General features: G+C 39.5%; 27 protein-coding genes. 15 read left to right on the forward strand and 12 right to left on the reverse strand.

Going from position 1 to position 25,997, the window contains the following annotated elements; all coding sequences use genetic code 11:
* Positions 1–23 precede the first annotated feature (23 nt).
* Positions 24–467 carry a hypothetical protein gene (locus ACXIUD_RS11545; protein ID WP_458052795.1) on the forward strand — a complete coding sequence of 148 codons (444 nt, stop codon included), beginning with the start codon at positions 24–26 and terminating at the stop codon, positions 465–467.
* A 60-nt stretch (positions 468–527) separates the two neighbouring features.
* On the opposite strand, the gene ACXIUD_RS11550 is transcribed toward ACXIUD_RS11545, so the two are convergent.
* Positions 528–1,352 (reverse strand): aminotransferase class IV, encoded by an 825-nt coding sequence (locus tag ACXIUD_RS11550; RefSeq protein ID WP_458052796.1) that lies wholly within the window; start codon positions 1,350–1,352, stop codon positions 528–530.
* Positions 1,353–1,392: 40 nt separating this feature from the next.
* On the opposite strand from ACXIUD_RS11550, the gene ACXIUD_RS11555 reads away from it, so the two are divergent.
* Both ACXIUD_RS11555 and ACXIUD_RS11560 read left to right on the forward strand, forming a co-directional pair.
* On the forward strand, positions 1,393–1,827 hold the full coding sequence (locus ACXIUD_RS11555; RefSeq protein ID WP_458052797.1) for a MerC domain-containing protein: 435 nt from the start codon (positions 1,393–1,395) through the stop codon (positions 1,825–1,827).
* A 59-nt stretch (positions 1,828–1,886) separates the two neighbouring features.
* Positions 1,887–2,315: a hypothetical protein gene (locus ACXIUD_RS11560; RefSeq protein ID WP_458052798.1), complete on the forward strand. Its 429-nt coding sequence runs from the start codon at positions 1,887–1,889 to the stop codon at positions 2,313–2,315.
* On the opposite strand, the gene ACXIUD_RS11565 is transcribed toward ACXIUD_RS11560, so the two are convergent.
* The 3 genes from ACXIUD_RS11565 to ACXIUD_RS11575 are packed head-to-tail and all read right to left on the reverse strand — an operon-like array spanning position 2,312 to position 3,967.
* Positions 2,312–2,767, reverse strand: coding sequence for a c-type cytochrome (locus ACXIUD_RS11565; RefSeq protein ID WP_458052799.1), 456 nt, complete (start codon positions 2,765–2,767; stop codon positions 2,312–2,314). The two genes, ACXIUD_RS11560 and ACXIUD_RS11565, sit on opposite strands and share 4 nt — an antisense overlap.
* Before the next feature lie 2 nt (positions 2,768–2,769).
* Positions 2,770–3,384 carry an SCO family protein gene (locus ACXIUD_RS11570; RefSeq protein ID WP_458052821.1) on the reverse strand — a complete coding sequence of 205 codons (615 nt, stop codon included), beginning with the start codon at positions 3,382–3,384 and terminating at the stop codon, positions 2,770–2,772.
* 49 nt (positions 3,385–3,433) lie between these two features.
* Positions 3,434–3,967, reverse strand: coding sequence for a CopD family protein (locus ACXIUD_RS11575; protein WP_458052800.1), 534 nt, complete (start codon positions 3,965–3,967; stop codon positions 3,434–3,436).
* 51 nt (positions 3,968–4,018) lie between these two features.
* Here ACXIUD_RS11575 and ACXIUD_RS11580 point away from each other — a divergent pair, with 51 nt between their 5' ends.
* Both ACXIUD_RS11580 and meaB read left to right on the forward strand, forming a co-directional pair.
* On the forward strand, positions 4,019–4,423 hold the full coding sequence (locus tag ACXIUD_RS11580; RefSeq protein ID WP_458052801.1) for a hypothetical protein: 405 nt from the start codon (positions 4,019–4,021) through the stop codon (positions 4,421–4,423).
* A 30-nt stretch (positions 4,424–4,453) separates the two neighbouring features.
* Complete coding sequence (gene meaB / locus ACXIUD_RS11585) at positions 4,454–5,455, forward strand: methylmalonyl Co-A mutase-associated GTPase MeaB (RefSeq protein ID WP_458052802.1); 1,002 nt, start codon at positions 4,454–4,456, stop codon at positions 5,453–5,455.
* 9 nt (positions 5,456–5,464) lie between these two features.
* Here the strand turns inward: meaB and dnaA are convergent, their stop codons facing one another.
* From dnaA to ACXIUD_RS11600, 3 genes are all read right to left on the reverse strand, one after another.
* The gene (gene dnaA / locus ACXIUD_RS11590; protein WP_458052803.1) at positions 5,465–6,892 is read right to left on the reverse strand and encodes a chromosomal replication initiator protein DnaA; all 1,428 of its coding nucleotides are present in this window, start codon (positions 6,890–6,892) and stop codon (positions 5,465–5,467) included.
* Positions 6,893–7,009: 117 nt separating this feature from the next.
* Positions 7,010–7,912 (reverse strand): bifunctional metallophosphatase/5'-nucleotidase, encoded by a 903-nt coding sequence (locus ACXIUD_RS11595; protein ID WP_458052804.1) that lies wholly within the window; start codon positions 7,910–7,912, stop codon positions 7,010–7,012.
* Between the two features lie 4 nt (positions 7,913–7,916).
* Positions 7,917–8,672, reverse strand: coding sequence for a 5'-nucleotidase C-terminal domain-containing protein (locus tag ACXIUD_RS11600; protein ID WP_458052805.1), 756 nt, complete (start codon positions 8,670–8,672; stop codon positions 7,917–7,919).
* A gap of 136 nt (positions 8,673–8,808) precedes the next feature.
* Between ACXIUD_RS11600 and ACXIUD_RS11605 the strand changes: the two genes are divergently transcribed.
* The 4 genes from ACXIUD_RS11605 (at position 8,809) to ACXIUD_RS11620 (ending at position 16,543) form a co-directional block, all read left to right on the forward strand.
* A complete protein-coding gene (locus tag ACXIUD_RS11605; protein ID WP_458052806.1) occupies positions 8,809–10,209 on the forward strand; it encodes a methylmalonyl-CoA mutase family protein in 1,401 nt (466 codons plus the stop codon).
* Between the two features lie 12 nt (positions 10,210–10,221).
* A complete protein-coding gene (scpA, locus tag ACXIUD_RS11610) occupies positions 10,222–12,342 on the forward strand; it encodes a methylmalonyl-CoA mutase (protein ID WP_458052807.1) in 2,121 nt (706 codons plus the stop codon).
* Positions 12,343–12,357: 15 nt separating this feature from the next.
* Positions 12,358–14,259: a DUF389 domain-containing protein gene (locus ACXIUD_RS11615; protein WP_458052808.1), complete on the forward strand. Its 1,902-nt coding sequence runs from the start codon at positions 12,358–12,360 to the stop codon at positions 14,257–14,259.
* Between the two features lie 121 nt (positions 14,260–14,380).
* Positions 14,381–16,543 (forward strand): cation:proton antiporter domain-containing protein, encoded by a 2,163-nt coding sequence (locus tag ACXIUD_RS11620; RefSeq protein ID WP_458052809.1) that lies wholly within the window; start codon positions 14,381–14,383, stop codon positions 16,541–16,543.
* A gap of 54 nt (positions 16,544–16,597) precedes the next feature.
* On the opposite strand, the gene ACXIUD_RS11625 is transcribed toward ACXIUD_RS11620, so the two are convergent.
* From ACXIUD_RS11625 to ACXIUD_RS11640, 4 genes are all read right to left on the reverse strand, one after another.
* Positions 16,598–16,918, reverse strand: coding sequence for a 2Fe-2S iron-sulfur cluster-binding protein (locus ACXIUD_RS11625; protein WP_458052810.1), 321 nt, complete (start codon positions 16,916–16,918; stop codon positions 16,598–16,600).
* 11 nt (positions 16,919–16,929) lie between these two features.
* Positions 16,930–17,934 (reverse strand): NAD(P)/FAD-dependent oxidoreductase, encoded by a 1,005-nt coding sequence (locus ACXIUD_RS11630; protein WP_458052811.1) that lies wholly within the window; start codon positions 17,932–17,934, stop codon positions 16,930–16,932.
* A gap of 80 nt (positions 17,935–18,014) precedes the next feature.
* Entirely contained in the window at positions 18,015–18,455 is a 441-nt protein-coding gene (locus ACXIUD_RS11635; RefSeq protein WP_458052812.1) for a MarR family winged helix-turn-helix transcriptional regulator, read from the reverse strand.
* 69 nt (positions 18,456–18,524) lie between these two features.
* Positions 18,525–19,382 (reverse strand): toxin-antitoxin system YwqK family antitoxin, encoded by an 858-nt coding sequence (locus tag ACXIUD_RS11640; RefSeq protein WP_458052813.1) that lies wholly within the window; start codon positions 19,380–19,382, stop codon positions 18,525–18,527.
* Between the two features lie 132 nt (positions 19,383–19,514).
* Between ACXIUD_RS11640 and ACXIUD_RS11645 the strand changes: the two genes are divergently transcribed.
* From ACXIUD_RS11645 to ACXIUD_RS11670, 6 genes are all read left to right on the forward strand, one after another.
* Complete coding sequence (locus ACXIUD_RS11645) at positions 19,515–20,717, forward strand: pyridoxal phosphate-dependent aminotransferase (RefSeq protein ID WP_458052814.1); 1,203 nt, start codon at positions 19,515–19,517, stop codon at positions 20,715–20,717.
* A 599-nt stretch (positions 20,718–21,316) separates the two neighbouring features.
* Entirely contained in the window at positions 21,317–22,339 is a 1,023-nt protein-coding gene (locus ACXIUD_RS11650; protein ID WP_458052815.1) for a DUF4421 domain-containing protein, read from the forward strand.
* 69 nt (positions 22,340–22,408) lie between these two features.
* Positions 22,409–23,953 (forward strand): L-piperidine-6-carboxylate dehydrogenase, encoded by a 1,545-nt coding sequence (gene amaB / locus ACXIUD_RS11655; protein WP_458052816.1) that lies wholly within the window; start codon positions 22,409–22,411, stop codon positions 23,951–23,953.
* A 25-nt stretch (positions 23,954–23,978) separates the two neighbouring features.
* Positions 23,979–24,527, forward strand: a complete 549-nt coding sequence (locus ACXIUD_RS11660; protein WP_458052817.1) for a helix-turn-helix domain-containing protein — start codon at positions 23,979–23,981, stop codon at positions 24,525–24,527.
* Complete coding sequence (locus ACXIUD_RS11665) at positions 24,508–25,242, forward strand: ImmA/IrrE family metallo-endopeptidase (RefSeq protein WP_458052818.1); 735 nt, start codon at positions 24,508–24,510, stop codon at positions 25,240–25,242. Before ACXIUD_RS11660 ends, ACXIUD_RS11665 begins: the two co-directional genes overlap by 20 nt.
* Positions 25,229–25,759, forward strand: a complete 531-nt coding sequence (locus ACXIUD_RS11670; RefSeq protein ID WP_458052819.1) for a hypothetical protein — start codon at positions 25,229–25,231, stop codon at positions 25,757–25,759. The genes ACXIUD_RS11665 and ACXIUD_RS11670 overlap by 14 nt, the downstream gene beginning before the upstream one ends.
* On the opposite strand, the gene ACXIUD_RS11675 is transcribed toward ACXIUD_RS11670, so the two are convergent.
* Positions 25,691–25,924, reverse strand: coding sequence for a GIY-YIG nuclease family protein (locus ACXIUD_RS11675; RefSeq protein ID WP_458052822.1), 234 nt, complete (start codon positions 25,922–25,924; stop codon positions 25,691–25,693). The genes ACXIUD_RS11670 and ACXIUD_RS11675 overlap by 69 nt on opposite strands.
* Positions 25,925–25,997 lie beyond the last annotated feature (73 nt).

The following is a 25,997-nucleotide window of genomic DNA, read 5'->3' on the forward strand; positions in this document are numbered from 1 at the left end:
AAATTATTCAATTAAAAGTGTTTATGAAATTTCAAACCTTGAAGCTATTTATTCTTGTGCTGTTAGTTAGCACAGTTCAGACTTTTGCACAGACCAGTTTTTCTGTGTGGAGGGATTTATCTGAGGTGACCTACAAGATCGGACAGGATGAGTTTGGCGAATTATATATTCCGGTATTTGGAACTAAGATCAAAAATCTAGAAGGTAAAGTGGTAGAGGCTGATGGTTTTATTATTCCTTTTGAAGGCATGTTTAAGCCAGAGCATATCATTCTTTCTTCCTTGCCTTTAGCAGAGTGTTTTTTCTGTGGGAGTGGAGGTCCTGAAACGGTCATGGAGGTAATGCTAAAAAATCCAATTAAGTACACCAGTAAAAAAGTACGTGTGAAAGGGAAGTTGACTTTAAATGATAAGGACCCTGAAAAATTGATGTATATCTTGGTTGACGCAGAATTGCTGGCCAATTGAAATATGTTCTTTAAAGAAAAGCCGCCTGTTGAAATCACGTTTTCAACAGGCTTTTTTATTTCATTCGCTCAATACTGTTTCTTCCATGGCCGCAAATGCTTTCATTAAGTCTTGTGTTATCGGGCCGACTTTTCCATTGCCAATGAATTGATCATCAATTTTAGTAATGGGTAGAATTTTTTTGGTAGTACTCGTGATGAATAATTCATCCGCTGTCAACACCTGATTGAGGTTGACTTCCTGTATGGATGTGTCAGGGACCAATTCAAGTATGCGTTTTCTTGTTATTCCATGCAGTATATGCATTTCGGGAGTACTGATTTTACCATCTTTTATGATGAAAATATTCGAACGGGAACTCTCAGAGATGATGCCGTTCCAATGGTAGAGCACATCATCCGCGCCTGCTGCTTTCCATTGTGCACTGTGCCAAACAGGGAACGCATAGTTAGTAGTTTTGATATCTGCTATTGCTCGGACGTGTTCCACGGTTAAAAGCTTGACTCCTCGCTCATATTTTTCCTGAGAAGGAAAATCCAACGCTTCATTGAATATAAATAGATTTCCTTTGGTGGGACTAAAATGGTTTTCTGAGACTCCTCCTGTTAGGACCATTCGAATTCCTCCTTCTTTTAAGTCATTTTTATCAATAAGATCCAAGATAATTTGCCTTAAGTCCTCCTTGGAGTAGGGTAAATAAAGATGAGTTTTTTCAGCTGACCGGGTAAAGCGATCTAAGTAATCTTCCAAGAACATTGGAGTGTATTCTTGAGTCCTTAGAAAGTCAAAAATACCATACCCACGAATCAGTCCAATATCCATTGGATGAATCTGTGCTTGTGCAGTTTCTATGATGCCTTCATTGGCAAAACAATATGTTTTCATTTGTTTGGTTATTGATCCTGAATGTATTTAATTTGCAATTATGTTGCAAGTAATCAAAAGACTTTCTATCCCAAAAGCTGATTTCTTAGGAATGTCAGCTTCGGTTCTTTGTATGATACATTGCCTGGCTGTTCCATTGTTTGTATCTCTTGGCTTTATCGTCAAAAACATGGAAGGCCATCATGGGCATCATCATCATGACCATGATCATGGGCATTTCCATATTCATTGGGATTGGCATATGCTTGATTACCTCTTCATTATTTTAGCTTTAGCTGCGGTATATCAAGCTTCAAAGCAGGCCACTTCCCGTGCTATAAAATTAGCACTTTGGATGTCAGTTTCTATTTTTTCAATAGCTATTTTATTGCATGAGTGGCATAATTCAATGTTGTTAGTATCCTTGGTGGCATCTTTGGCACTTTTTGGGAGTCATTTAGCAAATTGGAAAATGCATAAAAAATGTAATATTTAAATATTTTTTTTTGTTTTGGGTGCTAAAATCCTTTTCTTTGCGATAAAACCGCTTAGAAGATGAAGAATATTTTTAAAATTTCTGCAAGTATTTTGCTTTTGACTTTGTTTATTAATGGTTGCAAGCAGGATCAAGTGGATGAAAATCAGATGCTTAAGCAAGAGGTGATTGATATTCATGATGAAGTGATGCCACGCATGGGGGAATTGCGTTCATTAAAGAAGTCCTTGCTTGAAAAAGTAGAAGCATTAGAGGCTGCAAGCGCTGATGCTAATGCAACCGATATTGAACGTCTCCGGGTCTATGCAGATGATCTGGAGGATGCCTTTGAAGGAATGTTTGTTTGGATGCGTCAATTTCAATCCAATTTCGAGGGCACAGAAGAAGAGGTTCATCAGTACTTGCTAGAACAAAAATTATTAGTTGAAAAAGTGAATAGAGATATCAAGTCTTCTATTGAAAATGCTAAAAAAGAATTAGGGAGCTAGTCGCTCCCTTTTTCATTGAGATATTTTTCGATATCAGAGGAACTGACAATTCCTCTAGATTCTCCCCAAATATTGTATAAATAAGTAGTTAATTTGGAAATTTCTATAGTGGTCAGTTTTGGATTTGCAGGCATTACACCATTGTATTCTATGCCGTTAACAATAATAGAGCCTTCCTGACCGTTTTTGATGATTCGAACAGTTCTTCCAATATCTTCTTTGAAATAATCTGCTCCATTGATAGGAGGAATAAGTCTTCCAAGCCCCATGCCATCTGAGCCATGACAATTTGCACAAAGATTTTCGTAGATGGTTTTCCCCTCTATGGCAAACTGTAAGACTTTACTGTCCCGAATATCTGCCAACCCTTTCTCACTATCGGGCTTATTACTTCCTTGGCAAGCTAGGAGTAAACTAACCATTATTGGAATTGCCCAGGTATACCTTTTCATTTTTATTGAAGTAATTTTGGGATATCTTTTATCAGACGATTGACTTGGTCTTCTTTTGTACCATCATAAAGTCCCCGGATTCTCCCTTGTTGGTCGATTAATATGAATGCACCGGAGTGTAAATATCCTCCCGGTTCATTTTGGTCTTCCATGGCAGTAGTCAGATAACTTGTCTGTCCGATTTCGAATATCTTCTCCTGATCTCCGGTCAAAAAATGCCAAGTAGAGGCATCTTCTATCCCAATGCGCTCGGCATATTCCTTCAATACTTCTTGGGTATCATGTGTTGGATCTATGGTATGGCTTAAGATTTGAAAATTAGCATTGCCTTTAAATTCCTCATACACACGAAGCATTTGAGCCTTCATAGTAGGGCAGATAGTGGGACAAGTGGTAAAGAAAAAATCTGCCACGTACACCTTTCCTGTGACATCCGAAGTACTGATCGTTTGTCCTTCTTGATTGATAAAGGAGAAGTCAGCAATTTTATGATAAATGGTGTCTTTGACCATCTTGCCTTCCATTTCAAATTCATTGATATAGGAATGACCCAATATCGGTAGTTTGCCACTGCCTTCTTCTTCACGCTCTTTTCCCGAACACGCAGCGGTCCACATGAGCAAACCGAGTACAATCCAGATTGATAACTTTTTCATGTTTATAAATTTATGCTTCTCTTACACGTTTATACCACTTGATGCCAAGCATCATTACCAGGCTCAATCCAATCAAGCCAACGATTCCCCATACTACGCTTATCAAACTTTTCAGTACTACCAGAAATACTATAGCAAACAACAGTACAGTAGACACTTCGTTCCACATGCGCAATTTCATGGAGCTAAGGGTGATTTTTCCTTTCTGAAGGTCTAGGTAAATCTTATGGCATATAAACTGGTATACGTATAACAACAATACAAAGATAAGTTTTGCTTGCATCCAACCCATTTCTGTAAACCCCCAACGGTAGGACAGGGTCCAAAAGCCAAAAATAAAGGTTAAAATCGCAGAGGGCCACGTGATGATGTACCACAAACGCTGAGCCATCAAGTTGAGGGTTGGAAGTAATATTTTTTGCTCTTCGGGAGTTTTGTCGTAGGCTTCTCGCTGATAAATAAATAAGCGAACTATGTAGAAAAGTCCTGCAAACCAAGTAACTATGAAAATGATGTGCAAAGCTTTGATATAATCGAATGCCATCTTTGAATTTTTCCTCTAAATTAAGGCTTATAATTCAAAACAGCTAGGATAATGAGTGCAAAGAACATGTTCTATCTACTAAGTTCAGTAGTAGGAGTTTTGATCATATGGTTTATTTATGAATCTTTCAGTCAGCCAGGTGTAGGACAATTGGAAGGTGAGTTCCAAGAGATGGCTTTTTACCGAAACGAGAATAATACAGGGCCAGTCAAACGTATTTATGCCGTCTATACGTCCAGCGAAAATCTGGTAGAAATGGAACAATACGGTAAATTCATGCCGCACACGAAGTATGGAACGACTACTGTTTATTTCTTTGACGATGTGCTCAATACTCCAAAAAATCTCAGGCCGAGTAATCCTCACTTTGAGTCAGCATATCAAGGCTCTTGTGTAGCTGTATACGAAAAAAATGCCATGGGGCAGGAATCTTTTCGGGTTCAACCTTTCAAATAATTTTCATACCTTCAAATAAAAATCAAAGTCTTGAGTAGTAGAAATCGATTTGCTCCAGAAGTTTATATCCAAGGTATTTTGTCAGGAGACCGTGTCCTTTTGAGTAGGGCCATCACCTTGGTAGAGAGTTCGCTTGAATCTGATAAGGTCTTAGCAGCTGCCGTGGTGGAGGGGATTTTACCTTATACTGGAAAATCTATCCGTGTAGGAATCACGGGTGTTCCAGGGGTTGGGAAGAGTACATTTATTGAGAGTTTTGGGGCTTTATTAGTCGACAAAGGCTATAAATTGGCTGTATTGGCTATTGATCCTTCCTCCCAGCAAACTAAGGGTAGTATTCTAGGCGATAAGACAAGGATGGAGACGCTCGCAAGAGATCAGCGGGCCTATATTCGTCCTAGTCCCGCAGGATCCACACTTGGAGGAGTTAGTGCCAAGACTAGAGAAGCCATGTTACTCTGTGAGGCATCAGGCTTTGACGTGATTATCATTGAGACTGTGGGGGTAGGACAATCGGAGATTGCGGTCAAAGGTATGGTTGATTTCTTTTTATTGCTGATGCTAGCCGGAGCGGGGGATGAGTTACAAGGAATCAAAAAGGGTATTGTGGAAATGTGTGATGCCTTGGTGATCAATAAGGCAGATGGAGAGATGGCTGAGGCAGCTAAGCGGGCCAAACGAGAATATGCCAATGCACTCCACCTTTTTCCGGCAAAAGAAAGTCTTTGGTTTCCCCAAGTCAAAGTCTGCTCTGGATTAACAGCTTCGGGCTTGCCAGAAATTTGGGAGATGATTCAGGAATACCATGACAAAGTACAAGCAAATGGATTTTTCGATGCCAACCGATCTCAACAGCGGGTCAATTGGATGCATGAACATATTAGATTCTTGTTGGAGACGACTTTTTATCAGCATCCGATGGTTCAAGAATCAATCAAAGAAATGGAAACAGGGGTAAAGAATGGCTCCTACTCTTCTATAGCCAAGGCCAAACAATTGGTAGAACTCTTTTATAAAAACCAATCAAAGTAAATAAAGTCCTTATATGGCCTTCATTTTGAATTTCTTTTTCAACTCATTGACAGCGTTTCTAAATGCTGTGTCAGTGTCCATCAAATCATTAACTGTTTGCACGGCATGGATTACCGTACTGTGGTCTCTGCCCCCAAAATGATAACCAATTGATTTTAGCGAGTGATTGGTGAACTCCTTGGCAAAGTACATTGCTACCTGACGGGCAGTCACGATTTCTTTCTTTCGGGTTTTTGCTTTCAAATCATCGACTTTGATATCAAAGTAATCAGCGCAAGTCTTTTGGATAAAGTCAATACCAACTTCCGTTTCAATATCTTTGACAATATTTTTCATGATCGTTTTGGCCAAAGCCAAATCGATTTCCACTCTGTTGAGAGAGGCATGTGCAATAAGGGAAATTAAAACGCCTTCTAGCTCGCGTACGTTGGTGTCAACTGTGTAGGCAAGGTATTCGATCACATCATCAGGAATAAATATGCCCTCTGTTTGCATTTTTCGCTTGATAATGGCTACACGGGTTTCAAAATCAGGCATCTGCAAATCAGCTGTCAGACCCCATTTGAACCGGGATACCAATCGCTCTTCAAGACCTTTTAGATCCTTCGGCGGACAATCAGAGGTCATGATGATTTGCTTTTTATTTTGATGCAAATGGTTGAAGATATGGAAAAACATTTCCTGTGTCCTGTCTTTACCAGCTAAAAATTGGATATCATCGATGATCAAAACATCCACCTGCATGTAGAAATTGGTAAATGGCTTAATATTTCCATCTTTAATTGCATCCAAAAATTGGGTCACAAACTTTTCTGAGGAAACATATAAAACAAATTTTTCCTCAGGTCCATTTTTGATTTCATTTCCAATTGCCTGCACCAAGTGTGTTTTACCCAACCCCACACCTCCATATACCATCAATGGGTTGAATGAAGTAACACCTGGTTTGGTCGCGACGGCATATCCGGCAGACCTTGCCAATCGGTTACAGTCTCCTTCTATGTAAGTGCCAAAGGTGTAGTTTGGATTTAAATTGGATTGTAGCAATAATTCATCATTCAGGGAAGGCATAGCAAATGGACTTTTACTTTCTTCCTGATTGCTGTTATGCTTTTTTGGAGGATTTCCCGTAGCGGTACCGTGAGGTAGATTAACTACATACGGCTGATTTTGAGAATTACCACGGTCTACAACCACTGCATACTCCAAGCGACCATTTGGCCCAAGGATGGATTTGATTGCTAATTTGAGTTGATTGATATAATTGTCCTCCAACCATTCGTAAAAAAATTGACTTGGAACCTGAATAGTAAGGCTACTGCCCTCCAGCTTCACTGGATTGATTGGCTTGAACCAAGTATTGAAACTTTGCTCATTGACATGCTGTTCGATCACACGCAAGCATTCATTCCAAACTGCTGTAGCCTCTACACTCATGAACGATATTCTAAAATCTTTTTATTTAGGACAGGATTACTTCCTTGCAAAAATCAAGGGCATCAAAGTTGACAAAAATATGTCTAAATTAAAAATCAATTCTGCTACAAATTTGAATTATATGTGGATAACTTTTGTATCTATTTGTGCTATTGGGCTTTTTCCATCGAAGGTGAAATCTACTTTCCCAAGTCTTAATGCTCCAGTACCTACTTGATTTACAAGTGTTTGAAATCCGTTTGGACCAGAGACCTGTGTTGGTTTTTCCAGAAATGAATGGGTATGGCCTCCAATGATCAAATGTATTCCTTCCACTTGGGAAGCCAACTTGAGGTCGTCAATTTTATTGGTGCGATAGGAATATCCCAAATGAGAAAGACAAATTATCAAATCACATTTTTTGCGCTGAAGCTCCTGGACCATTTCTGATGCCACAGCAACAGGATCTAAATAGGTGGTATTTCCATAGTTTTTCTTCCCTACAAGTCCTTCCAATTGAATACCCAGTCCAAATACACCTACTTTGATTCCCCCTTTTTTAAATATCCGATAAGGCTCAAATGTATTTTTTAAAATGGTATCAGAGAAGTCATAGTTGGCAATCAGATGAGTAAAGTTGGCATGTGAAAGTTGATTCGCTATTCCTTCCAATCCATTGTCAAACTCATGATTACCTAAAGTGCCTGCATCATACCCCATCTTGCTCATGAGACGAAATTCAATTTCACCCCCATAGAGATTGAAGTAGGGTGTGCCCTGAAATACATCACCAGCATCAAATAGCAACACATGCTCTTCTTCAGATCGGATTTTGTCCACGACTGTACCCAATCGGTTCATCCCCCCTAAATTGGAATTTCTCCCTCCATCATTAGGAAAGGGCTCAATCCTGCTATGCATATCATTGGTGTGGAGAATAGTAATTTTTTTGCTTTTAGGCGCAGCTAACAGTTGATTCCCTAAAAAGCTAACACCTACTCCGGTTAGAACTGTGTTCTTTATAAATATCCTTCTGTTCATCTGCTTATTCAATTATTTGTCTTCCTTCTATGCTTGCGTTGATAAGGTTACCAGCAGCAGTTTCTTTTTTGATTCTATTAATCAAGATATCGCGTAAGACAATGTCCGTCTCCTCCTTTCGAGTCAATGGAACCAAAAAGCTCATGTTATCTCCCCCATTGGCGATGTAATCATTAGCAGCAAGGAGATAAGTTCTTTCTTCTGAAAGTGTCTGTCCATTGATTAAAATTTCTTTGATTTCTCCTTGAATACTCTGGTAACTTAGCCCAGCTATTCCAAGGTTCCTTCCTCTTGCGGCGTAATTGACAAGTTCACGTATGCCTGCTGCGTCGATTACTAGTACTTGGAGATAGTTGTCAAAAGGTGATATTTCGTAAATGGTTCCCAGTTTAATGTCTCCTTTTGGAAGAATATTTCGAATGCCTCCATTGTTCATAATGGAAATATCAATGGTATAACCAAGAGTTTCTTCAGCAAACGCTTTTTGGAAATCAGTAATCAAATTTCCAAGTTTACTTTCCCCTAAACCTTCTTTGGTCAGTTCTTCTTCACTTTGTCCAATCACTGCATTCATTTCTGCTTCTAGAGCTTCTTTGAATGGCTGAAGAAAACTATTGATTTCCTCTTTTACTTCCACATTCTCTGAAATAGCAATAAATTGACCTGTTCCAGAAGGAGTTAAACTAGGACTACAAGCAAATAAAGATACTGCAATTAGAAAACTGTATATAGATTTTAGCAAATGCTTTGACTTTCGCATGTTCTTTTGATTCAAAATAATGGGTTTTGAAACTAATAGGAGCTATTTTTGACTGGCAAGATACGCCATCCCATGCAAATTATCCGAACAATGGGAGTTACTTTACACAAATTTAATCTTTATAGCATAGCCCAATATGACTCAATCGCTTTTTGAATCCTTTCCTAAAGTATCCAAGGAGGAATGGATTGCACAGGTTACCAAAGATCTGAAAGGTAAGGGTTTCGTTGAAACACTTACATCGACCACAGCCTCAGGATTGAAAATTCAACCCTTTTTCACAGCTGAAGACAATAAGGGGTTGGAATTTATTGAGCCTTACAGAAACTTGAATAATACTCTCCCTGAAATTCCCGGAATCGGTCCTAGAGTTTGGTCAAATGTCCACTATGTAAAAGTAGTGGAAGAGCAATCAGCGAATAAAAGAATTTTGGAAGCCCTTACTAATGGAGCAGATGCTATCCGGTTGGAGTTGAGGGGTGGTGAAAATTTCCATGTGCTACTCAAGGATGTTCATTTGCAATACATACAGGTGTTTTTAGATCCACTTGGATCTCCCGTAGCCATTTTGAAAGAGTTTTTACATTATCTGAAAGAAATCGAATTCCCCGCAGATCAACTGCAAGGTGCCTACATGTGGGGAGGGTTAGTGTATGCATTACGTTTCAAAAACTCCCTATCAGAACTAGTAGAGGATGCCTTTCAATTACTTGAACTATCAAATAGTTTTCAAGGCTTCAAAGTAATTGGGATTGTAGGAACTTATTATCACAATGCTGGAGCAAATGCCATTCAAGAGCTAGCGTATGCCTTTGCTTCTTGGATGGATCTAGCTGAGCGGTTGATTCAGAAAGGAGTGGATGTAACCTATTTAGCTTCCAAAACTTTTGTCGGGACGGCTGTAGGAAGTGATTTTTTTGAGGAGATTGCGAAAATTAAAGCTTACAGAATATTCTTTCATCAGTTACTCAGTTTGTATAAGGTTACAATTGATCCAGCTTCGATTTTCATCTACACTTCAACCAGTCAATGGACAAAAACCCAGAAAGACTTACATACCAATATGATCCGAAATACCTCCGAAGCGATGGCGGCTGTAATCGGTGGATGTAATGCACTCCATGTACTGCCTTTTGATCAAGCAACCAAAGAGGCTGAGGCATTTTCGCTTCGCATGAGTCGAAATATCTCTTCCATTTTACAAGAAGAGAGCTATCTCAATAAAGTAATGGATCCCACAGCAGGAAGCTATTATATTGAAAACCTCTTAGTGCAACTATTAGAAGCTGCGAAAGATAAGCTTGCAGTCATTGAACAAGAGGGAGGTTGGTGGCATTTGTATGCATCTTATCAAATGCAGGAAGAAATTAAGTTGACCAGACAACGAAAGCAACAGGATGTGGTAGATGGAAATACAGTGATTGTTGGAGTGAACAAATATCCAAATAAGTCTGATATTCCAACATTTAACAGCCAAGCTCAAGAAGCCAATTGGCAAATATTACCGTCCAGATTTTCCCTGTTAAGCGAACTTTAAGCAATGAGCATCATGAGACCATCAATAGATCAATTGGATTTTAAAAAACTGAAGACTCAAAAACCGGAGATTTCAGCAACTTGGGATACAGCAGAGAAAATTGGTGTACCTGCCATTTTTGATACTGAAAGTATCGAACAACTATCCCATCAAGGCTATGCTGCTGGTATTCCACCATATTTAAGGGGGCCTTACAGTACCATGTACGTCATGAGGCCTTGGACCATTCGACAGTACGCGGGCTTTTCTACTGCTGAGGAATCTAATGCTTTTTACAGACGAAATCTAGCTGCAGGGCAAAAAGGGCTTTCTGTGGCTTTTGACTTGGCAACCCACCGGGGATATGATTCTGATCATCCACGTGTAGTAGGTGATGTGGGGAAAGCAGGCGTGGCCATTGATTCCATATTGGACATGAAAATCTTATTTGATGGGATACCATTGGATCAGATGTCTGTATCCATGACCATGAATGGGGCAGTTATTCCTGTGTTGGCATTTTACATCGTAGCTGCTGAGGAGCAGGGAGTGAAACCCGAGCAATTAAGCGGGACCATTCAAAATGATATTTTGAAGGAGTTTATGGTGAGAAATACCTATATCTATCCACCATTGCCCTCCATGCGTATCATTGCGGATATTTTTGAGTTTACTTCTCAAAAAATGCCCAAATTCAATTCCATTTCCATATCAGGCTATCACATGCAGGAAGCAGGAGCTACAGCGGAATTAGAGTTGGCTTATACCTTAGCGGATGGCTTGGAATATCTCCGTACAGGAATTGCTGCAGGATTAGATATAGACGAATTTGCTCCACGCTTATCCTTTTTCTGGGCAATTGGAATGAATCATTTTATGGAGATTGCTAAAATGCGGGCAGGGCGTTTGCTTTGGTCCAAAATTGTGCAACAATTTAATCCCAAAGACCCCAAGTCCTTAGCATTGCGTACCCATTGTCAAACCTCCGGCTGGTCTTTGACGGAGCAAGATGCATTCAATAATGTGGCTCGAACTGCAATAGAGGCAATGGCAGCAGCCATGGGTCATACCCAATCCTTGCATACCAATTCTTTTGATGAGGCCATTGCTCTCCCTACGGATTTTTCAGCCCGGATTGCAAGAAATACACAATTGTATCTCCAAGAAGAAACCGGAATTACCAAAGTCGTGGACCCTTGGGGTGGCTCACATTATGTGGAGTATCTGACAGATCAATTGGTTCAAAAAGCTTGGGCGTTGATTCAAGAAGTAGAAGAGCTTGGAGGGATGGCCAAAGCAATTGAGGCGGGGATTCCTAAGATGCGGATTGAAGAAGCTGCCGCAAGAAAGCAGGCGAGAATCGATAGTGGAAAGGATGTAATAGTAGGTGTGAATCGGTACGAGACGGATGAGCCTTCCAATTTTGAGATTTTGGAAGTGGATAATCAGTCTGTACGAGAATCTCAATTGAAACGCCTTGCACAATTAAAACAAGAAAGAGACCAACAAGCAGTTCAGCAAGCATTGGAAGCCATTACGCATGCTGCAAAGACTGGTGAAGGGAATTTATTGGCATTAGCAGTAGAAGCAGCAAGGGTAAGAGCTACCTTGGGAGAAATATCAGATGCTATGGAAAAAGAATTTGGAAGGCACAAAGCGACTGTTAAATCCATTTCAGGGGTGTATTCAGGAGAGGCTAAGGATGATCAGACATTCAAGCAAGCCAAAGAATTGGCAGATAAATTTGCAAGTTTGGAAGGGAGAAGACCGCGGATTATGGTTGCTAAAATGGGGCAGGATGGACATGATCGTGGAGCAAAAGTGATCTCTACCGGATTTGCAGACTTAGGTTTTGATGTAGATATCGGACCACTATTCCAAACGCCTGAAGAAGTGGCCATGCAGGCTGCGGAAAATGATGTACATATCGTGGGAGCCTCATCCCTGGCGGCAGGCCACAAAACACTTGTACCTGCTCTGATTCAAGAGTTGAAACGATTGGGTAGAGAGGATATCATGGTGATTGCGGGGGGGGTGATTCCACCGAAAGATTACGATTTCCTGTATGAAGCGGGAGTAGCTGCGGTATTCGGACCTGGTACGGTATTATCGAAGGCGGCAATTGAAATTTTGTCAAAACTAATCGAAGAATAAGAAACCAAAAGCAGTATGGAGGGGAGAAAGATCGGATTAATTTATGATGATGAGTTACTGGAAAAAGTGGAAAAGAGTATAGTTCCTTTACTTTCCAAAGCAAATGAGGTAGCTATGTTTCCCTACAGTGAACTCAGAAATTTAGATTGTTCCGATCTTCAGTTCTTATTGGTGTATCTATCAGATGCTCAGCTACATGAACTTATTGAAGATTTGATTGGTAATCCGGTTAAGTTAGGATTTTTGCCTCATCCGGATATGAAAGAAGCCCGTCAAGGTTTTGGTGTATCTACAAGCCTCGAGGATAATATCCGTTATTTATTGCAGGATAGGGAGGCTTTCCAAGTAGATGTTTTATTAGCAAATGAAAAACCTATTCTCAATCAATTGGTCATAGGGAAAACATTTAGCATGCTTTCCACCCCAAGCTTGGAGAGTAGTTGGTTTAAAAGGTTCAATCGAAAAATAGCTAATTTTTTCAGAGTTTTTCAGCGTGTCAGCCTTCAGAAATTTAAAATCAGTTGGGAGGAAACTGCAAAAGAAGAAAATTCTAAAGAGTTGGAGACGGCTGCTTTGGGAATGATTGTCGTTCAACATGGGAAAAGTTCCCTCTTGTCTCGGAGATATATTGAGGAGTCTTATGCGAATGATGGGTTGTTTCACACATTGATTCATGCACCTAAAAGTATTTTGGAGATACTTAAGTTTGCTATACAGGGGATCTTTAGAAATAATAAGAATCAACGACTTCCTGACTATGTGGCGCATATTAAGACGGACAAGTTAATAGTTAAAAGTGATTCGCCTATCAGTTATAATTTGGATAATACCTTACTAAGTTCCAAAGAACTTCACTTGGAGGTGAAACCCAATGCGCTTCGGATTATTCCAGGAGAATTTCTTCAGGTCAATACAGTGAAAGACAGTGCGAAAATTTTCAAAGTCAATCAATTGCCCAAAGGTGAGCTTAAGCAAGAGCTGCTCAAGGGTTATTTGCCTTTTACCAATCACGCGACAACGGAGGAATTTAAATGGCTATTTACTGCACTGAGGGAAAACTCAAAGGTAAGTTCCTCTTACCTAGTGCTTATGGCACTTTCTACGATGATTGCTGCTTTTGGACTTTTTGGAGATTCCAGTCCGGTAATTATTGGAGCAATGATTTTAGCTCCGCTGATGTCACCTATCATTTCCTTAGCCATGGGAGTGTTACGTCAGGACTCCTCCCTGATAAAGGATAGTATATTTACGATTTTAATGGGGCTCTTGGTAGGTTACTCGTTTGCTATTTTGATCACCTGGTTGACACCCTTACAAACACCCAATCAGGAGATATTGGCTCGCATACGTCCCAATTTGTTGGATTTAGGTGTTGCTGCCGCTTCTGGAGTAGCGGGAGCATATGCCCATGCAAAAAAGGAAGTAGCTAAAACACTTGCAGGTGTTGCCATAGCAGTTGCTTTAGTTCCTCCTTTGGCGGTATCAGGAATAGGTTTAGGATGGGCAGACTGGCAAATCTTCTTTGGGGCATTGTTGTTGTTGGGGACCAACTTGGCAGGGATGGTATTAGCGGGTGCTTTGACATTTCTGGTGTTAGGTTTTAGCCCTTTTCATCTCGCCAAAAAAGGACTGCTCATTTCCTTGATTCTTGTATTGATTATCAGCACACCACTCGGCTTTGGTTTTTCCCGAATGGTCAAAGAAAATAAATTGGTTCAGACTCTCAGTGGGCGCGAAATAGAGATGGGGAAACTTCGGAATGTATCTATCATTCAAATGAATCCAATGCGGATTTCATTGACATTGGTATCGGATTCCCCATTAGATTTTGAAGAGTTAGAGGCTGCCAAAAGGGAAATCGAGCAGCTTGTAGGGAGTGAGGTAGAGCTTGAATTGACCCTAGCCATTCGTTTTTAACTCTTTGTAGACTTAACTTTTTGTAAATATCAAAGAAAATAGTTCTAATGACGTGATAAAGGACCAAACAAAGTGTACAATTACTCGTTGGACTCATGTATCTTTTCACTAATTTTCGTGTATGATACTTATAGCAGAACTAAACCTTGCCCTGCCTTGGCAGAATCCCGTTCTTATTTTTGCTTCAATTCTGTTTATTATCTTATTTGCTCCAATCATACTGAATCGGTTTAAAATACCACAATTGATAGGGTTGATTGTAGCAGGGGCAATAATAGGTCCCAATGGTGTCAATCTTCTGGAGCGAGATAGTAGTGTGGTACTTTTTGGAACGGTAGGTTTATTATACATCATGTTTTTGGCTGGATTAGAAATTGATATGGCTGAATTCAAAAAGAACTCTAGTAAATCTTTAGTCTTTGGATTGTACACATTTTTGATTCCGATGATCTTAGGAACTCTTGGAGGGTTATATATTTTGGAGTTTTCGCTGCCCACCTCAGTATTGCTAGCTTCAATGTTTGCTTCGCATACCTTATTGGCTTACCCAATTATTTCAAAAATGGGAATAGTCAAAAACAAAGCTGTCAATATAGCTGTAGGAGGGACAGTAATTACGGATACCTTGGCCCTTTTGGTGTTGGCAGTAGTGGTCGGTATGTCTGCTGGAGAAATTACTTCAGATTTCTGGATCCGATTGGGGATATCCATGGTCATCTTCTCTGCAATTATTGTGTTTGTATTCCCAATTATCGGTAGATGGTTTTTTAAGAAATTTGATGATAGCGTTTCCCAATATGTTTTTGTCTTAGGTCTGGTCTTCTTAGCTGCGTTTTTGGCTGAAGCAGCAGGAGTCGAGGCTATTATTGGAGCTTTCTTAGCGGGTTTGGCTATCAATAAATTGGTGCCTCACACCTCCCCTTTGATGAATAGAATTGAGTTTGTCGGTAATGCTCTCTTTATTCCATTTTTCCTGATTGGTGTAGGGATGTTGATAGATTTTCGCGTGTTTTTCAATGATTTTGAGACCATTAAGGTGGCTATTGTCATGACTGTAATTGCCACTTTTTCAAAGTACTTAGCGGCATTGTTGACTCAAAAGACCTATAAATTCTCTGCTGCTCAACGTGATGTTATTTTTGGTTTGAGTAATGCACAGGCAGCAGCTACTTTGGCAGCGGTATTGGTGGGATATAAAATAATTGTGGGTGAAGACGCAAATGGAGAGCCTATAAGGTTACTTGGGGAAAGTATTTTGAATGGAACGATTCTGATGATTTTAGTGACTTGTACAGTTGCGTCTTTTGTCGCACAAAAAGGTGCTGCCAAATTAGCTTTGGAAGAAGCTGAAGGAGAAGAAGAAAGTGATGAAGAAGAAGCAGATGAAAAAATCCTGATTCCAATCAATTACCCAGATAGTATTGAAGAATTGGTTCATTTGGCAGTTACCATCAAAAGCCAATCCAAAAAGAATTCACTTATTGGCCTCAACATTATTCCATCCGATTCTGAGGATTCTTCTAAGGAAAAGCATGCAAAGAAGCTGCTAGAGAAGGCAAGTATCTGCGCAGCTGCAACCGATAATCAGTTAATAGAGCTGGTGAGATATGATTCCAATATTGTGAATGGAATCACGAATGTGGTCAAAGAAAATAAGGCTACGGATATTATTCTTGGTCTTCATAAGGACCAAGGAATTTCAGGCTCTTTTTTAGGTAAGCTTACAGAAGGAATTTTGAGTAAAATCAATGTGACAGCCATGATTTATAACAGTGTACAGCCTCTGAATACAGTTGGACGCTATGTGGTAGTCATTCCCCCTCAAGCTGAAAAAGAAATGGGTTTTGCTTTCTGGTTGCTTCGTGTTTGGAATATCGGCAGGAATACAGGGGCGAAGCTGTCCTTCTTTGGTACAAAAGACACGCTGTTTTACATTAAACAGGTTCAAAAGAAATTTAGTGTAGAGGCAAAATTCAATGAATTTTCGGATTGGGAAGATTTTTTGATTCTTTCTAGGGAGTTAAAAGAGAATGATGCTTTAGTGGTTGTGATGAGTAGAAAAAGCGGGGATTCCTATGATCCGATGATGGAGCGTTTACCAAAGTATTTGAATAAGTATTTCAAAAACAACAATTACATCCTTGTCTATCCTATGCAATTTAACTTTGATGATAAAGGATACACGTCCTATGGAGGAACTCCGTTACTGAAGCCCCTAATTGCCGGAGTGGATAATTTAGAAAATTTTGGTCAGGTGGTAGGGCAGCTTTTTAAAAAGAAATAGTATCACAGTATCATGATGGTGGAGGAAAAAAAAGGGGCTTCAAAGCCCCCTATTTTAATTATCTTCTCCTCTTAGTTTGAAAATAGCCCCTTCCAATTTATCTGAAATCCGTATTTGGCAAGCAAGTCTGCTGGTTGGGAAATATTCTGGTAGATTTTCTAATTGATCAAGCTCTGCATCAGTAGCATCACCAAGCCCATCCTGCCCATCCAAGACTTCCACATGACAGGTTGCACACAAAGCCATTCCACCACAAGTTGCTAAAACTGGATATTCAGAGGCTTTTAAAATTTCCATTAAGCTGAGCCCCATATCATCCGGTGCTTCAACTTCCTGACGGTTGCCGTCGTGATCTTCGATGGTGAATTTTATCATTGTTTGGGATATTAAAAGGCATTTACGCCATTGACAGTGGTGTATTTAAAGCTTAATTTTTGGTCAGGATAAACATACTTGAATGCCGAGTGCATCATGATAGCTGCCTCATGGAAACCGCAAAGAATCAATTTTAGCTTACCTGGGTAAGTATTGATATCACCTATCGCATAGATACGGTCTACACCCGTAGAGTAATCTCTCGTGTCTACCTCAATCGCACTTTTGTCAATATTCAATCCCCAATCAGCAATTGGACCCAATTTCGGACTTAATCCGAATAACGGGATCAGATAATCCGCCTCCAAATTGAGTTCTTCCTTGTTTTTGGTTTCTAAGGTTACTGTTTCCAGTTTTCCATTTCCTGAAATTTCTTTTAGGTTTGCTGAAAGGATAAGGTCAATCTTCCCATTGCTAGCCAAGTCAAAAACTTTAGCAGCAGAGTCTGGCGCACCTCTGAAAGTCTCATTTCTGTGCACCAAAGTTACTCTCTTGGCAATTTTAGCCAAATAGATAGTCCAATCCAAAGCTGAATCACCACCACCAGCAAGCACTACGTTTTTATCACGGAAAGTCTCAGGATTTTTCACCATATAGGTCACTCCCTTGCCTTCGAAGGCTTCTAGATTTTCTAGGGCTGGCTTTCTTGGCTCAAATACTCCTAGCCCTCCTGCGATAACGATTACTTGTGCATGAACTTGCGTTTTATCATTAGTTGTAATGATAAATGAACCATCTTCCTGCTTTGCCAAATGATCTACTCGCTCACCTAGGGTAAAGGTTGGTTTGAAAGGCTTGATCTGCTCCATCAAATTATCCACCAATTCCTGCGCTTTCACTTCAGGATATCCAGGAATGTCATAGATTGGTTTTTGTGGGTAAATTTCTGAGAGTTGCCCACCTACCTGAGGTAAGTAATCAATCAAATGGCACCTCATTTTCAATAAACCTGCCTCAAAAACAGCGAATAGACCTACAGGTCCAGCTCCAATAATGCAAATGTCGGTAGTAATCATGTTGTTTTTTTTTCTAAACCAGTTGTATGCTGATTTGTTCGTGCAAATATAATTAGTGTAACAACTATTGTAACTATTTTTTAACCATTATCTTCCAGATTGGTGTAAATGGTGTTTAAAATCCGTTTGAACTCTTCAAAATCCTGTTGGTCGAGATTTTTCCATGCTTTTTCACGTATACCTGCCACCAATGGTCTTAATTCATTCACTTTAGCTTGTCCTTCTTCGGTCAAAACCAATTGAAAAGAGCGTCGATCTTGCGGATGCGGGACTCTTGTGACATAGCTTTTTTTGCACAGGATATCTATAATTCTTGTAAGTGTGGGCTGATCTTTGAATACCAGTTGTGCCAATTCAGACTGGCTGAGTAGCTCATTTTCGGAAAGGTTTTTCAATACCAGCCATTGGTCAACAGTGATTCCAAAGTCTCCTAGTTTGAATTTTTGTTGGGCGTACTGCTTAACCTTCCTTGCTGTCCTGTCCAACAAAAATGAATATTTACTGAATTGTTCCTGTGTCATACAAATAATTAGTGTGACAAATATATGGATTATTCCAAAGGATTAAAAATCAAAGGGAATTAGCCAGTATCAGGTGTCTTCTCTTCTATAAATTAGATTTCCATCCTTGTCCCATTCTGCTCGGATAAATGGCCTGAAGTTTTTGGTGAAGGGTTGTTCCTGATATTGAATCTCTCTTCTGCGGATAGTTTTAGTTTGATGATCCCAATATTCCGTCCATAAACCAACTTTTTCTCCATAGCGATACTCACCTGTTACAGCTACTTGACCGCTTTCATGGAAGTGGAAAAAATTACCCTCAGCCAATTCGTATTCAATAGGGATCAACTTTTCAATTTTATTGTCCTCTCTATTATAATAGGTTATTCTGGAGTCTTTTGGCCAACCTTCCTGAAAATGTAATTTGTCAGTCAAAATACTCTTTCCATCAAAAAACATCCAAGTTCCATGGCGGGTACCAAAGTAATAGTGACCACTTTCCACAAGGGTTTCATCTACATAACGTTCGTAAGGTCCGTGAAGTAAATAACCTTTGGAGGAGTCCCATTTTTCTTTACGGACCACTTTTTCAGAGCGATCATACCAATAGACGTCTCGAATGTAGGGGTCGATTTCTCGCTTGACATTGACTACATTGAAAATCTGCCAATTTACTTGATTTCTAAAAGTCTGTTTGATTCGGACTTTCCTCGTTTGCTCTCCGTAATAAATATTTTTCTTTGTTTTCTTTTTTTCAGCACGGTCTTTTTGCTTTTTTTCCTCATCATCAAACAATAACAATGGAAGCGTGGTGGGTAGTAGGCGATCAGAAACTACCCCACTGGAATCTGGATCTACCAATTCCGTATCTTTTTTTTTCTTGCGCTGTCCGTAGCTAGTGGAGGCAAGACAAATGAAAATCACAGAAAATAGCAAGAATCTATGCATACTTATCGATGTAACGCCAAGTGATGGATTTTATTTTGATATAAATGTAAGAAGCATTCATCAAATCCCCTTGAAGTTTAGAATTAATCCGCTGAATCCTTAATTTTGGGTCAGCAAAATAAACAACCAAAAATGAATTCAATCCTATCAGACCGCATCAATCAGATGGAAGAATCGGCCACTTTGGCCATGGCCAAAAAAGCCAGGGAGTTAAAGTCCCAAGGAATCGATATTATCAGTTTAAGTTTGGGGGAACCCGATTTCAAAACGCCTGTTCATATTCAACAGGCAGCGAAGGACGCTATTGACGAAGGCAAATACTTCGCTTATCCTCCGGTAGCTGGGTACCAGGATTTGAGAGAGGCGATTGCTAAAAAGCTTAGAAATCAAAATAACATCACCGATGCTAAAGCTGAGAATATCGTAGTATCAACTGGCGCCAAACACAGCATTGCAAATGTCTTTATGTGTATGCTGAATGAGGGAGATGAGGTAGTGATTTTTTCTCCTTACTGGGTAAGCTATGCCGAAATTATCAAGTTAGCAGGGGGTGTTCCGGTGTTGATCGAAGGTGGGATTGAAAATAATTTCAAAGCTACTGCCGCTCAATTGGAGGCAGCCGTTACGGACCGTACAAAAGCTGTCATTTATTCTTCTCCATGCAATCCAACCGGTTCGGTATTTAGCAAGGATGAATTAATAGCTATTGCGGAAGTCGTTCAAAAACGATCAGATATTTATGTTATTGCAGATGAGATATATGAGTTGATCAACTTTACTGGCGAGCATTTTAGTATTGGCTCTTTGCCTGGGATGTTTGAGCGTACGATTACTGTCAATGGGTTTTCGAAAGGATACGCCATGACTGGTTGGAGAGTAGGGTATATTTGTGCTCCGTTATTTATCGCTAAAGCTTGTGAAAAAATGCAAGGACAATTTACTAGTGGAGGTACGGGTATTGCCCAGCGTGCGGCTTTAGCAGCAATCGCAGGTGATCAAACACCTTCGGTAGAAATGGAAAAAGCCTATCTCAAAAGAAGAGATTTGGTATTGAAGGGATTACAAGCTATCCCTGGTATAGAGACGCATATTCCAGAAGGTGCTTTTTACTTTTTCCCTGATGTAAGCTCCTTTTTCGGTAGAAAAGCGGGTGATTTTGTTATCTCGAATGCCGATGATTTCTGTATTTATCTATTAGAAAAAGCGAATGTATCCTTAGTGACAGGTGAAGCTTTTGGCGCTCCAAAGTGTGTGCGAATTTCTTATGCTGCTTCTGAGGAAGAATTGACTGAGGCTTTAAACAGAATTTCTAAAGCCTTGAGTCAAGTTTCTTAAAAGGTTTAGTACTTTACTTTCATACTATTTAGTAATCAATTTCCGTCAATAGACAGTTTCGCATGTCTGTTGGCGGGATTTTTTTTTGATTAACTGAACAATCAAATTGCATTAAAGCAAGAAAAATTTAATTATACCAATTGTATTCTTGCTTGTCATGTGATGGTTTTGAACCTTTTACTTTTGAGTTGAAATGGAAACTTGGGTTCTTAAAAAAGCTAGACAAAGCAAAAAATTGTATATGAAATGCATTAAAATGATAGTTTTATGAGCATATGAAGAAACTCTAATTCTTTTTATGGAGGTTAAACTTAGTTGGGTAAAAAATTTATCCGCATTTTTTTTACAGATAACTTGCTGTTAAACTAAATGTGGATGGCATTTTTTTGGTAAAAAATCAAAAAAAACCACGAGTATTTTCTTGCTTATCAAATTTATTTTTATGTATCTTTGTGACGGGTGATTAAGCAACTTTTTCTGCTTTGGTTTTTAGACAACATCAATGAAGGTTATTGTGAGAATTAATTTTTTCTGACCTTCTTTGAACTTATCCTTCTCTTATGAACTTCTAAAATAGATGTCCCAAATAAGTTAGTTCGATGAGATTTTATTTTCTCCTATTATTTTGTTTCACGATTACCTTGGAGTCTTTTGGGCAATTTCAGCCTGATACGACTTATTTTGAAAATTATCCGGAGCAGCTCACGACAAGATTTTATACCTCTAGGAAATACACGTCATTCCTTGTAAGAGATCAAGTGACCGATCAATCTTACAGGTTTGAGCCTAATAGTACCTTGAATCTTGGAGTTGGGGCGACTTATGATGATTTCACACTCAATTTGGCTTATGGGTTTGGGTTTATGAATCCCGATAGAGGTACTGGGCAAACCAGATATTTGGATTTGCAGGCGCATATGTATCCGAATAAATTTGTGATTGATTTTTTTGGTCAATTATATCGGGGTTATTATCTGTTAGATGATCTCAGGGCAGGGGAGGAGGATATCTTTATTTTGCCTGAGATGCGAATGCGACAAATAGGGTTGAATATTCAATATTTGGTTAATGGTGAGCAATTATCCTTGAAAGCGGCCTTTCTCCAAAGTGCCTGGCAAAAGAAGTCGGCAGGTTCGCTTGTAATTGGCGTAGAGGCTTACGGTAGTCGAGTGAGTAATAATGGTCTTATTTTGCCTCCATCACCTGAACTATCGGTACAACGGAATTTTGATAGAATTGCGTCCATTGATTTTGGCCCCAATGTCGGTTATGTGCACACCTTGGTATTTGCAAAGCACTTTTTTATTACAGGAATGATTTCTGCTAATTTGGCTGTCAACCGTGTTTCTATGGATGTGGAAGGGATACGAGAGGTTAATTGGGGTATGAGTCCCAATATTTTCTGGAGAGGATTTGTAGGGTATAATTCTGATCGTTGGTCTATTAATGCGAACTATGTGCAAAACAGGGTGCGCAATCAGACCATCAACGATATGGAGAGCGTTTTTTTGGTTGGGAATTACCGGGTTAATTTTGTTTACCGATTTATACCCGGCTCTCAGCTACAGCCTAGATTGGATTTTTTTAGTCCAAAACGAATCATTGGGAGCTTGAAAAAGTAGCTTTTTTTGAGGGCTTCCACGCTTTTATTCTTTAGCTTTACATCCGTATCACACAATAAATCCAAAACCATGTCCACTCAATTCGGAATTAAAGAAGTCTTGCAAAGACTTGGTGTTTCTTCAGAAAATAAAGGTACATCTACCGGTAATCACTGGTTGGATAGCTCTGGAGCTTATTTTGAATCTGTTTCCCCCGTAGATGGGACCGTTATTGCACGTGTGCAGGCAACAGATGCCGCAGGGTATGAGGCGGTAGTTTCTAAGGCATTGGAAGCTTATCAAACATGGAGAACTATGCCTGCTCCTCAACGTGGTGAAATCATCCGTCAAATCGGAAATGCATTGCGAGAGGTCAAAGATGATTTAGGTAAGTTAGTTTCCTACGAAATGGGAAAATCCTATCAAGAAGGCTTAGGAGAGGTGCAGGAAATGATTGATATCTGTGATTTTGCAGTAGGTCTTTCCCGTCAATTATATGGCTTGACCATGCATTCAGAGCGCCCAGGCCATCGCATGTACGAACAATGGCATCCCTTAGGTATCGTTGGAATCATTTCGGCCTTTAATTTTCCGGTTGCGGTTTGGTCATGGAATAGCATGATCGCTTGGGTTTGTGGAGATGTATGTATTTGGAAGCCTTCTGAAAAAGCACCTATTTCCGGGATTGCTTGTCAGCATATTGTTTCTAAAGTTTTTGCGGCTAATAATCTTCCAGAAGGGCTTTCTGGTTTGATTATGGGCGATTATAAGGTAGGGGAGCTCATGACAACGGATACGAGAATCCCATTGATATCTGCCACAGGCTCTGTAAGAATGGGTAAAATCGTGGGTCAGGCAGTTGCTGCTCGTTTGGGAAGATCCTTGTTGGAGTTGGGTGGAAATAATGCCATCATCATTTCGGAGCAGGCAGATTTGGATATTGCTATTAGAGGAGCTTTGTTTGGGGCAGTGGGAACTGCGGGACAACGCTGTACCACTACCCGAAGATTGATTGTGCAGGAATCTGTGTATGATACGGTGAAGGAGCGTTTGAAGTCAGCCTATTCTAAGTTGGTGATAGGTAATCCACTGGATGAGAAAAACCATGTGGGTCCATTGATTGATACGGATGCTGTGAAGGCTTATTTGAATGCCATTGAAAAAGTAAAAAATGAAGGAGGGAAAGAGCTGGTTCCTGGAGGAGTCTTGACGGGTGAACGATACGAGTCTGGATGCTATGTGAAACCCTGCATCATTGAAGCTAAAAATCATTTCCACATGGTTCAGGAAGAAACCTTTGCTCCAATTCTATATCTAATGAAATATAGCACCCTGGATGAGGCTATCGCCATGCAGAATGGAGTGCCTCAAGGATTGTCATCTTCTATCATGACGTTGAATATGCGGGAAGCAGAAGCCTTCTTATCAGCTGCCGGTTCCGACTGTGGGATTGCCAATGTGAATATAGGTACATCCGGTGCGGAGATTGGCGGAGCTTTTGGAGGGGAAAAAGAAACAGGTGGAGGTAGAGAGTCAGGTTCCGACTCATGGAAAGCCTACATGCGTAGACAGACGAATACGATCAATTATAGTACGAGTCTACCTTTGGCGCAGGGAATTAAGTTTGATATATGATTTTTCTAAACTATAAATAGTTTTAATGAAACAAGAGCCTCCGATTGGGGGCTTTTTTTGTGGGAAAAATGACTGTTTTTGGACTTGTTGCAATGTAAATTTTGTCAATTATAGTCAATGGATGAAACGTGCTTTGCATCAACTATTAATGTTACATAATTTTAAAATTTGTAAATTTAGCCATACATTTGTAACAAACTTTTTAAATAATACACACATGAAACAGGATCAAATCATCGGAAAAAACATGCAAGCCATCAGGCAGAAATTGGGTTTTACTCAAAAGCAGGTGGCTGCTTATCTTCAAATAAATCGTGAAGAAGTGAGCTATTATGAAATTGGAAGCCGAACCGCGTCTACTAAAATCCTTAGCCAACTGGCAAATTTGTACGGAGTGGATGAATATGATTTTTTTGAAGAGAATTTGGATATGGCAAATGTTAATCTTGCTTTAGCCTTTAGAGCAGAAAGCATTAATGCTAAAGATTTGGCACAGATAGCCAAATTCAAAAAAATAGTCAGGAATTATCTCAATATGAAAAATCTTCACGAGAATGAACCTACTACTTCTTGATAAGTACGCCTCCCAATTTCGGGCAAAAAATGGCTACAGCAATACTGAAAGCATACATCTAAAAAGTCTTCTCCACAAGCTGGGGGTGATTGCTGTTTTTCGACCTTTAGAAATGGATATTTCAGGTATGGCGATTAAGGTAGGTAATAGTAATCGCTTTATGTTGATTAATACAGCAAGAACAGTAGGTCATCAGCATTTCACTATTTGTCATGAACTCTATCACCTTTTTATTCAAGAGAATTTCCAGTACCAAGTTTGCTCTACAGGTATATTTAATAAGAAAGACAAGGAAGAATTTAATGCTGATTTCTTTGCCTCAAAATTTTTGATGCCTGAAGAGGGAGTAATTTCTTTGATACCGGATAGTGAGCTTGCCAATAGAAAAATCAGTCTGGCTACTGTTCTCCGAATAGAACAATATTTTTCCTGTTCGAGGACTGCATTGTTATATAGACTTAATGAACTTGGACTGCTTAAAAAACAACAACTTCAAGATTATAAACAAGATGTGAGAAAAAGTGCCTTGGGTCATGGATATTCTTTAAAACTTTATGAAAAGGATTTTCAAGAAGAAGTCATTGGGGATTATGGAGATTTGGCAAGAAAGCTTTTTGAGGAGGGATCAATTTCGGAATCCCATTATTATTCCCTGTTGGAAGATTTGGGGGTAGATTTTTCTAAAGTCATAAAAAACGGGGATGAAGAAGCATGAAAAAATCATATTAATTGATGCTGATGTCATTTCCCATTTCATTAAAGGTGGGCAGATTCTTTTGCTGCCAAAAATTTTCCCTTATCCTATCAAAGTATTAGATAAGGTATATGCAGAAATCTCCAGAATGCCAGGAAGGAAGACGGAAGTAGATAATCTGATTAATTTCAATTTATTGGAACTAGTCCCTTTCCCTGAAAATGATTTCCAAGTCAAGAAAGAATATTTACATATCAAGAAGTTTATGTTCAAAGGAGACGGAGAGGCTGCATGCTTGGCAGTTGTTCGTTATTCCCAAAATATTCTTGCCAGTAGCAACCTGAAGGATATTGCCAACTACTGCAAAATGCATCAAATCACTTATCTAAGTACCATCGATTTTCTTTGCAAGGCAATAGAAGAAAAATTGCTTTCTGAAAAAGATTGTGATGAATTTATCCAGAAAGTCCTAAATGCGGGAAGTAGATTGCCTGTGAAAAGGTGGAGGGAGTTTGAGTGTAGAAAGATTAATGTTTAAGCTGGTAGAATAAGCCGCTGTATTTTGAATGGTTTTCAATTTCCCAGTAAACCCTTTATGGTTAGATAAATGACGCCTCAGTCTATCTTCAAGGATATCACAGGTATGACCAAGATAATATTTATCTAAGGTCTGAGAGTACAGTATGTAAAAATAGCATGTCATAAAATAAAAAAAGCCTCGTCGAGAGGCTTGGTGGAAGTTGAGGGATTCGAATCTACCTGACGGAAGACAGGCC

Source organism: Mongoliitalea sp. (assembly GCF_054166905.1).

What these genes read in the sequence shown, in the direction of transcription:
- ACXIUD_RS11545 (WP_458052795.1), top strand. Translation starts at nt 24, where the DNA reads ATGAAATTTCAAACCTTGAAGCTATTTATTCTTGTGCTGTTAGTTAGC.
- ACXIUD_RS11550 (WP_458052796.1), bottom strand. Translation starts at nt 1,352, where the DNA reads ATGAAAACATATTGTTTTGCCAATGAAGGCATCATAGAAACTGCACAA.
- ACXIUD_RS11555 (WP_458052797.1), top strand. Translation starts at nt 1,393, where the DNA reads ATGTTGCAAGTAATCAAAAGACTTTCTATCCCAAAAGCTGATTTCTTA.
- ACXIUD_RS11560 (WP_458052798.1), top strand. Translation starts at nt 1,887, where the DNA reads ATGAAGAATATTTTTAAAATTTCTGCAAGTATTTTGCTTTTGACTTTG.
- ACXIUD_RS11565 (WP_458052799.1), bottom strand. Translation starts at nt 2,767, where the DNA reads ATGAAAAGGTATACCTGGGCAATTCCAATAATGGTTAGTTTACTCCTA.
- ACXIUD_RS11570 (WP_458052821.1), bottom strand. Translation starts at nt 3,384, where the DNA reads ATGTGGACCGCTGCGTGTTCGGGAAAAGAGCGTGAAGAAGAAGGCAGT.
- ACXIUD_RS11575 (WP_458052800.1), bottom strand. Translation starts at nt 3,967, where the DNA reads ATGGCATTCGATTATATCAAAGCTTTGCACATCATTTTCATAGTTACT.
- ACXIUD_RS11580 (WP_458052801.1), top strand. Translation starts at nt 4,019, where the DNA reads ATGAGTGCAAAGAACATGTTCTATCTACTAAGTTCAGTAGTAGGAGTT.
- dnaA (WP_458052803.1), bottom strand. Translation starts at nt 6,892, where the DNA reads ATGAGTGTAGAGGCTACAGCAGTTTGGAATGAATGCTTGCGTGTGATC.
- ACXIUD_RS11595 (WP_458052804.1), bottom strand. Translation starts at nt 7,912, where the DNA reads ATGAACAGAAGGATATTTATAAAGAACACAGTTCTAACCGGAGTAGGT.
- ACXIUD_RS11600 (WP_458052805.1), bottom strand. Translation starts at nt 8,672, where the DNA reads ATGCGAAAGTCAAAGCATTTGCTAAAATCTATATACAGTTTTCTAATT.
- ACXIUD_RS11605 (WP_458052806.1), top strand. Translation starts at nt 8,809, where the DNA reads ATGACTCAATCGCTTTTTGAATCCTTTCCTAAAGTATCCAAGGAGGAA.
- scpA (WP_458052807.1), top strand. Translation starts at nt 10,222, where the DNA reads ATGAGACCATCAATAGATCAATTGGATTTTAAAAAACTGAAGACTCAA.
- ACXIUD_RS11615 (WP_458052808.1), top strand. Translation starts at nt 12,358, where the DNA reads ATGGAGGGGAGAAAGATCGGATTAATTTATGATGATGAGTTACTGGAA.
- ACXIUD_RS11620 (WP_458052809.1), top strand. Translation starts at nt 14,381, where the DNA reads ATGATACTTATAGCAGAACTAAACCTTGCCCTGCCTTGGCAGAATCCC.
- ACXIUD_RS11625 (WP_458052810.1), bottom strand. Translation starts at nt 16,918, where the DNA reads ATGATAAAATTCACCATCGAAGATCACGACGGCAACCGTCAGGAAGTT.
- ACXIUD_RS11630 (WP_458052811.1), bottom strand. Translation starts at nt 17,934, where the DNA reads ATGATTACTACCGACATTTGCATTATTGGAGCTGGACCTGTAGGTCTA.
- ACXIUD_RS11635 (WP_458052812.1), bottom strand. Translation starts at nt 18,455, where the DNA reads ATGACACAGGAACAATTCAGTAAATATTCATTTTTGTTGGACAGGACA.
- ACXIUD_RS11640 (WP_458052813.1), bottom strand. Translation starts at nt 19,382, where the DNA reads ATGCATAGATTCTTGCTATTTTCTGTGATTTTCATTTGTCTTGCCTCC.
- ACXIUD_RS11645 (WP_458052814.1), top strand. Translation starts at nt 19,515, where the DNA reads ATGAATTCAATCCTATCAGACCGCATCAATCAGATGGAAGAATCGGCC.
- ACXIUD_RS11650 (WP_458052815.1), top strand. Translation starts at nt 21,317, where the DNA reads ATGAGATTTTATTTTCTCCTATTATTTTGTTTCACGATTACCTTGGAG.
- amaB (WP_458052816.1), top strand. Translation starts at nt 22,409, where the DNA reads ATGTCCACTCAATTCGGAATTAAAGAAGTCTTGCAAAGACTTGGTGTT.
- ACXIUD_RS11660 (WP_458052817.1), top strand. Translation starts at nt 23,979, where the DNA reads ATGAAACAAGAGCCTCCGATTGGGGGCTTTTTTTGTGGGAAAAATGAC.
- ACXIUD_RS11665 (WP_458052818.1), top strand. Translation starts at nt 24,508, where the DNA reads ATGAACCTACTACTTCTTGATAAGTACGCCTCCCAATTTCGGGCAAAA.
- ACXIUD_RS11670 (WP_458052819.1), top strand. Translation starts at nt 25,229, where the DNA reads ATGAAGAAGCATGAAAAAATCATATTAATTGATGCTGATGTCATTTCC.
- ACXIUD_RS11675 (WP_458052822.1), bottom strand. Translation starts at nt 25,924, where the DNA reads ATGACATGCTATTTTTACATACTGTACTCTCAGACCTTAGATAAATAT.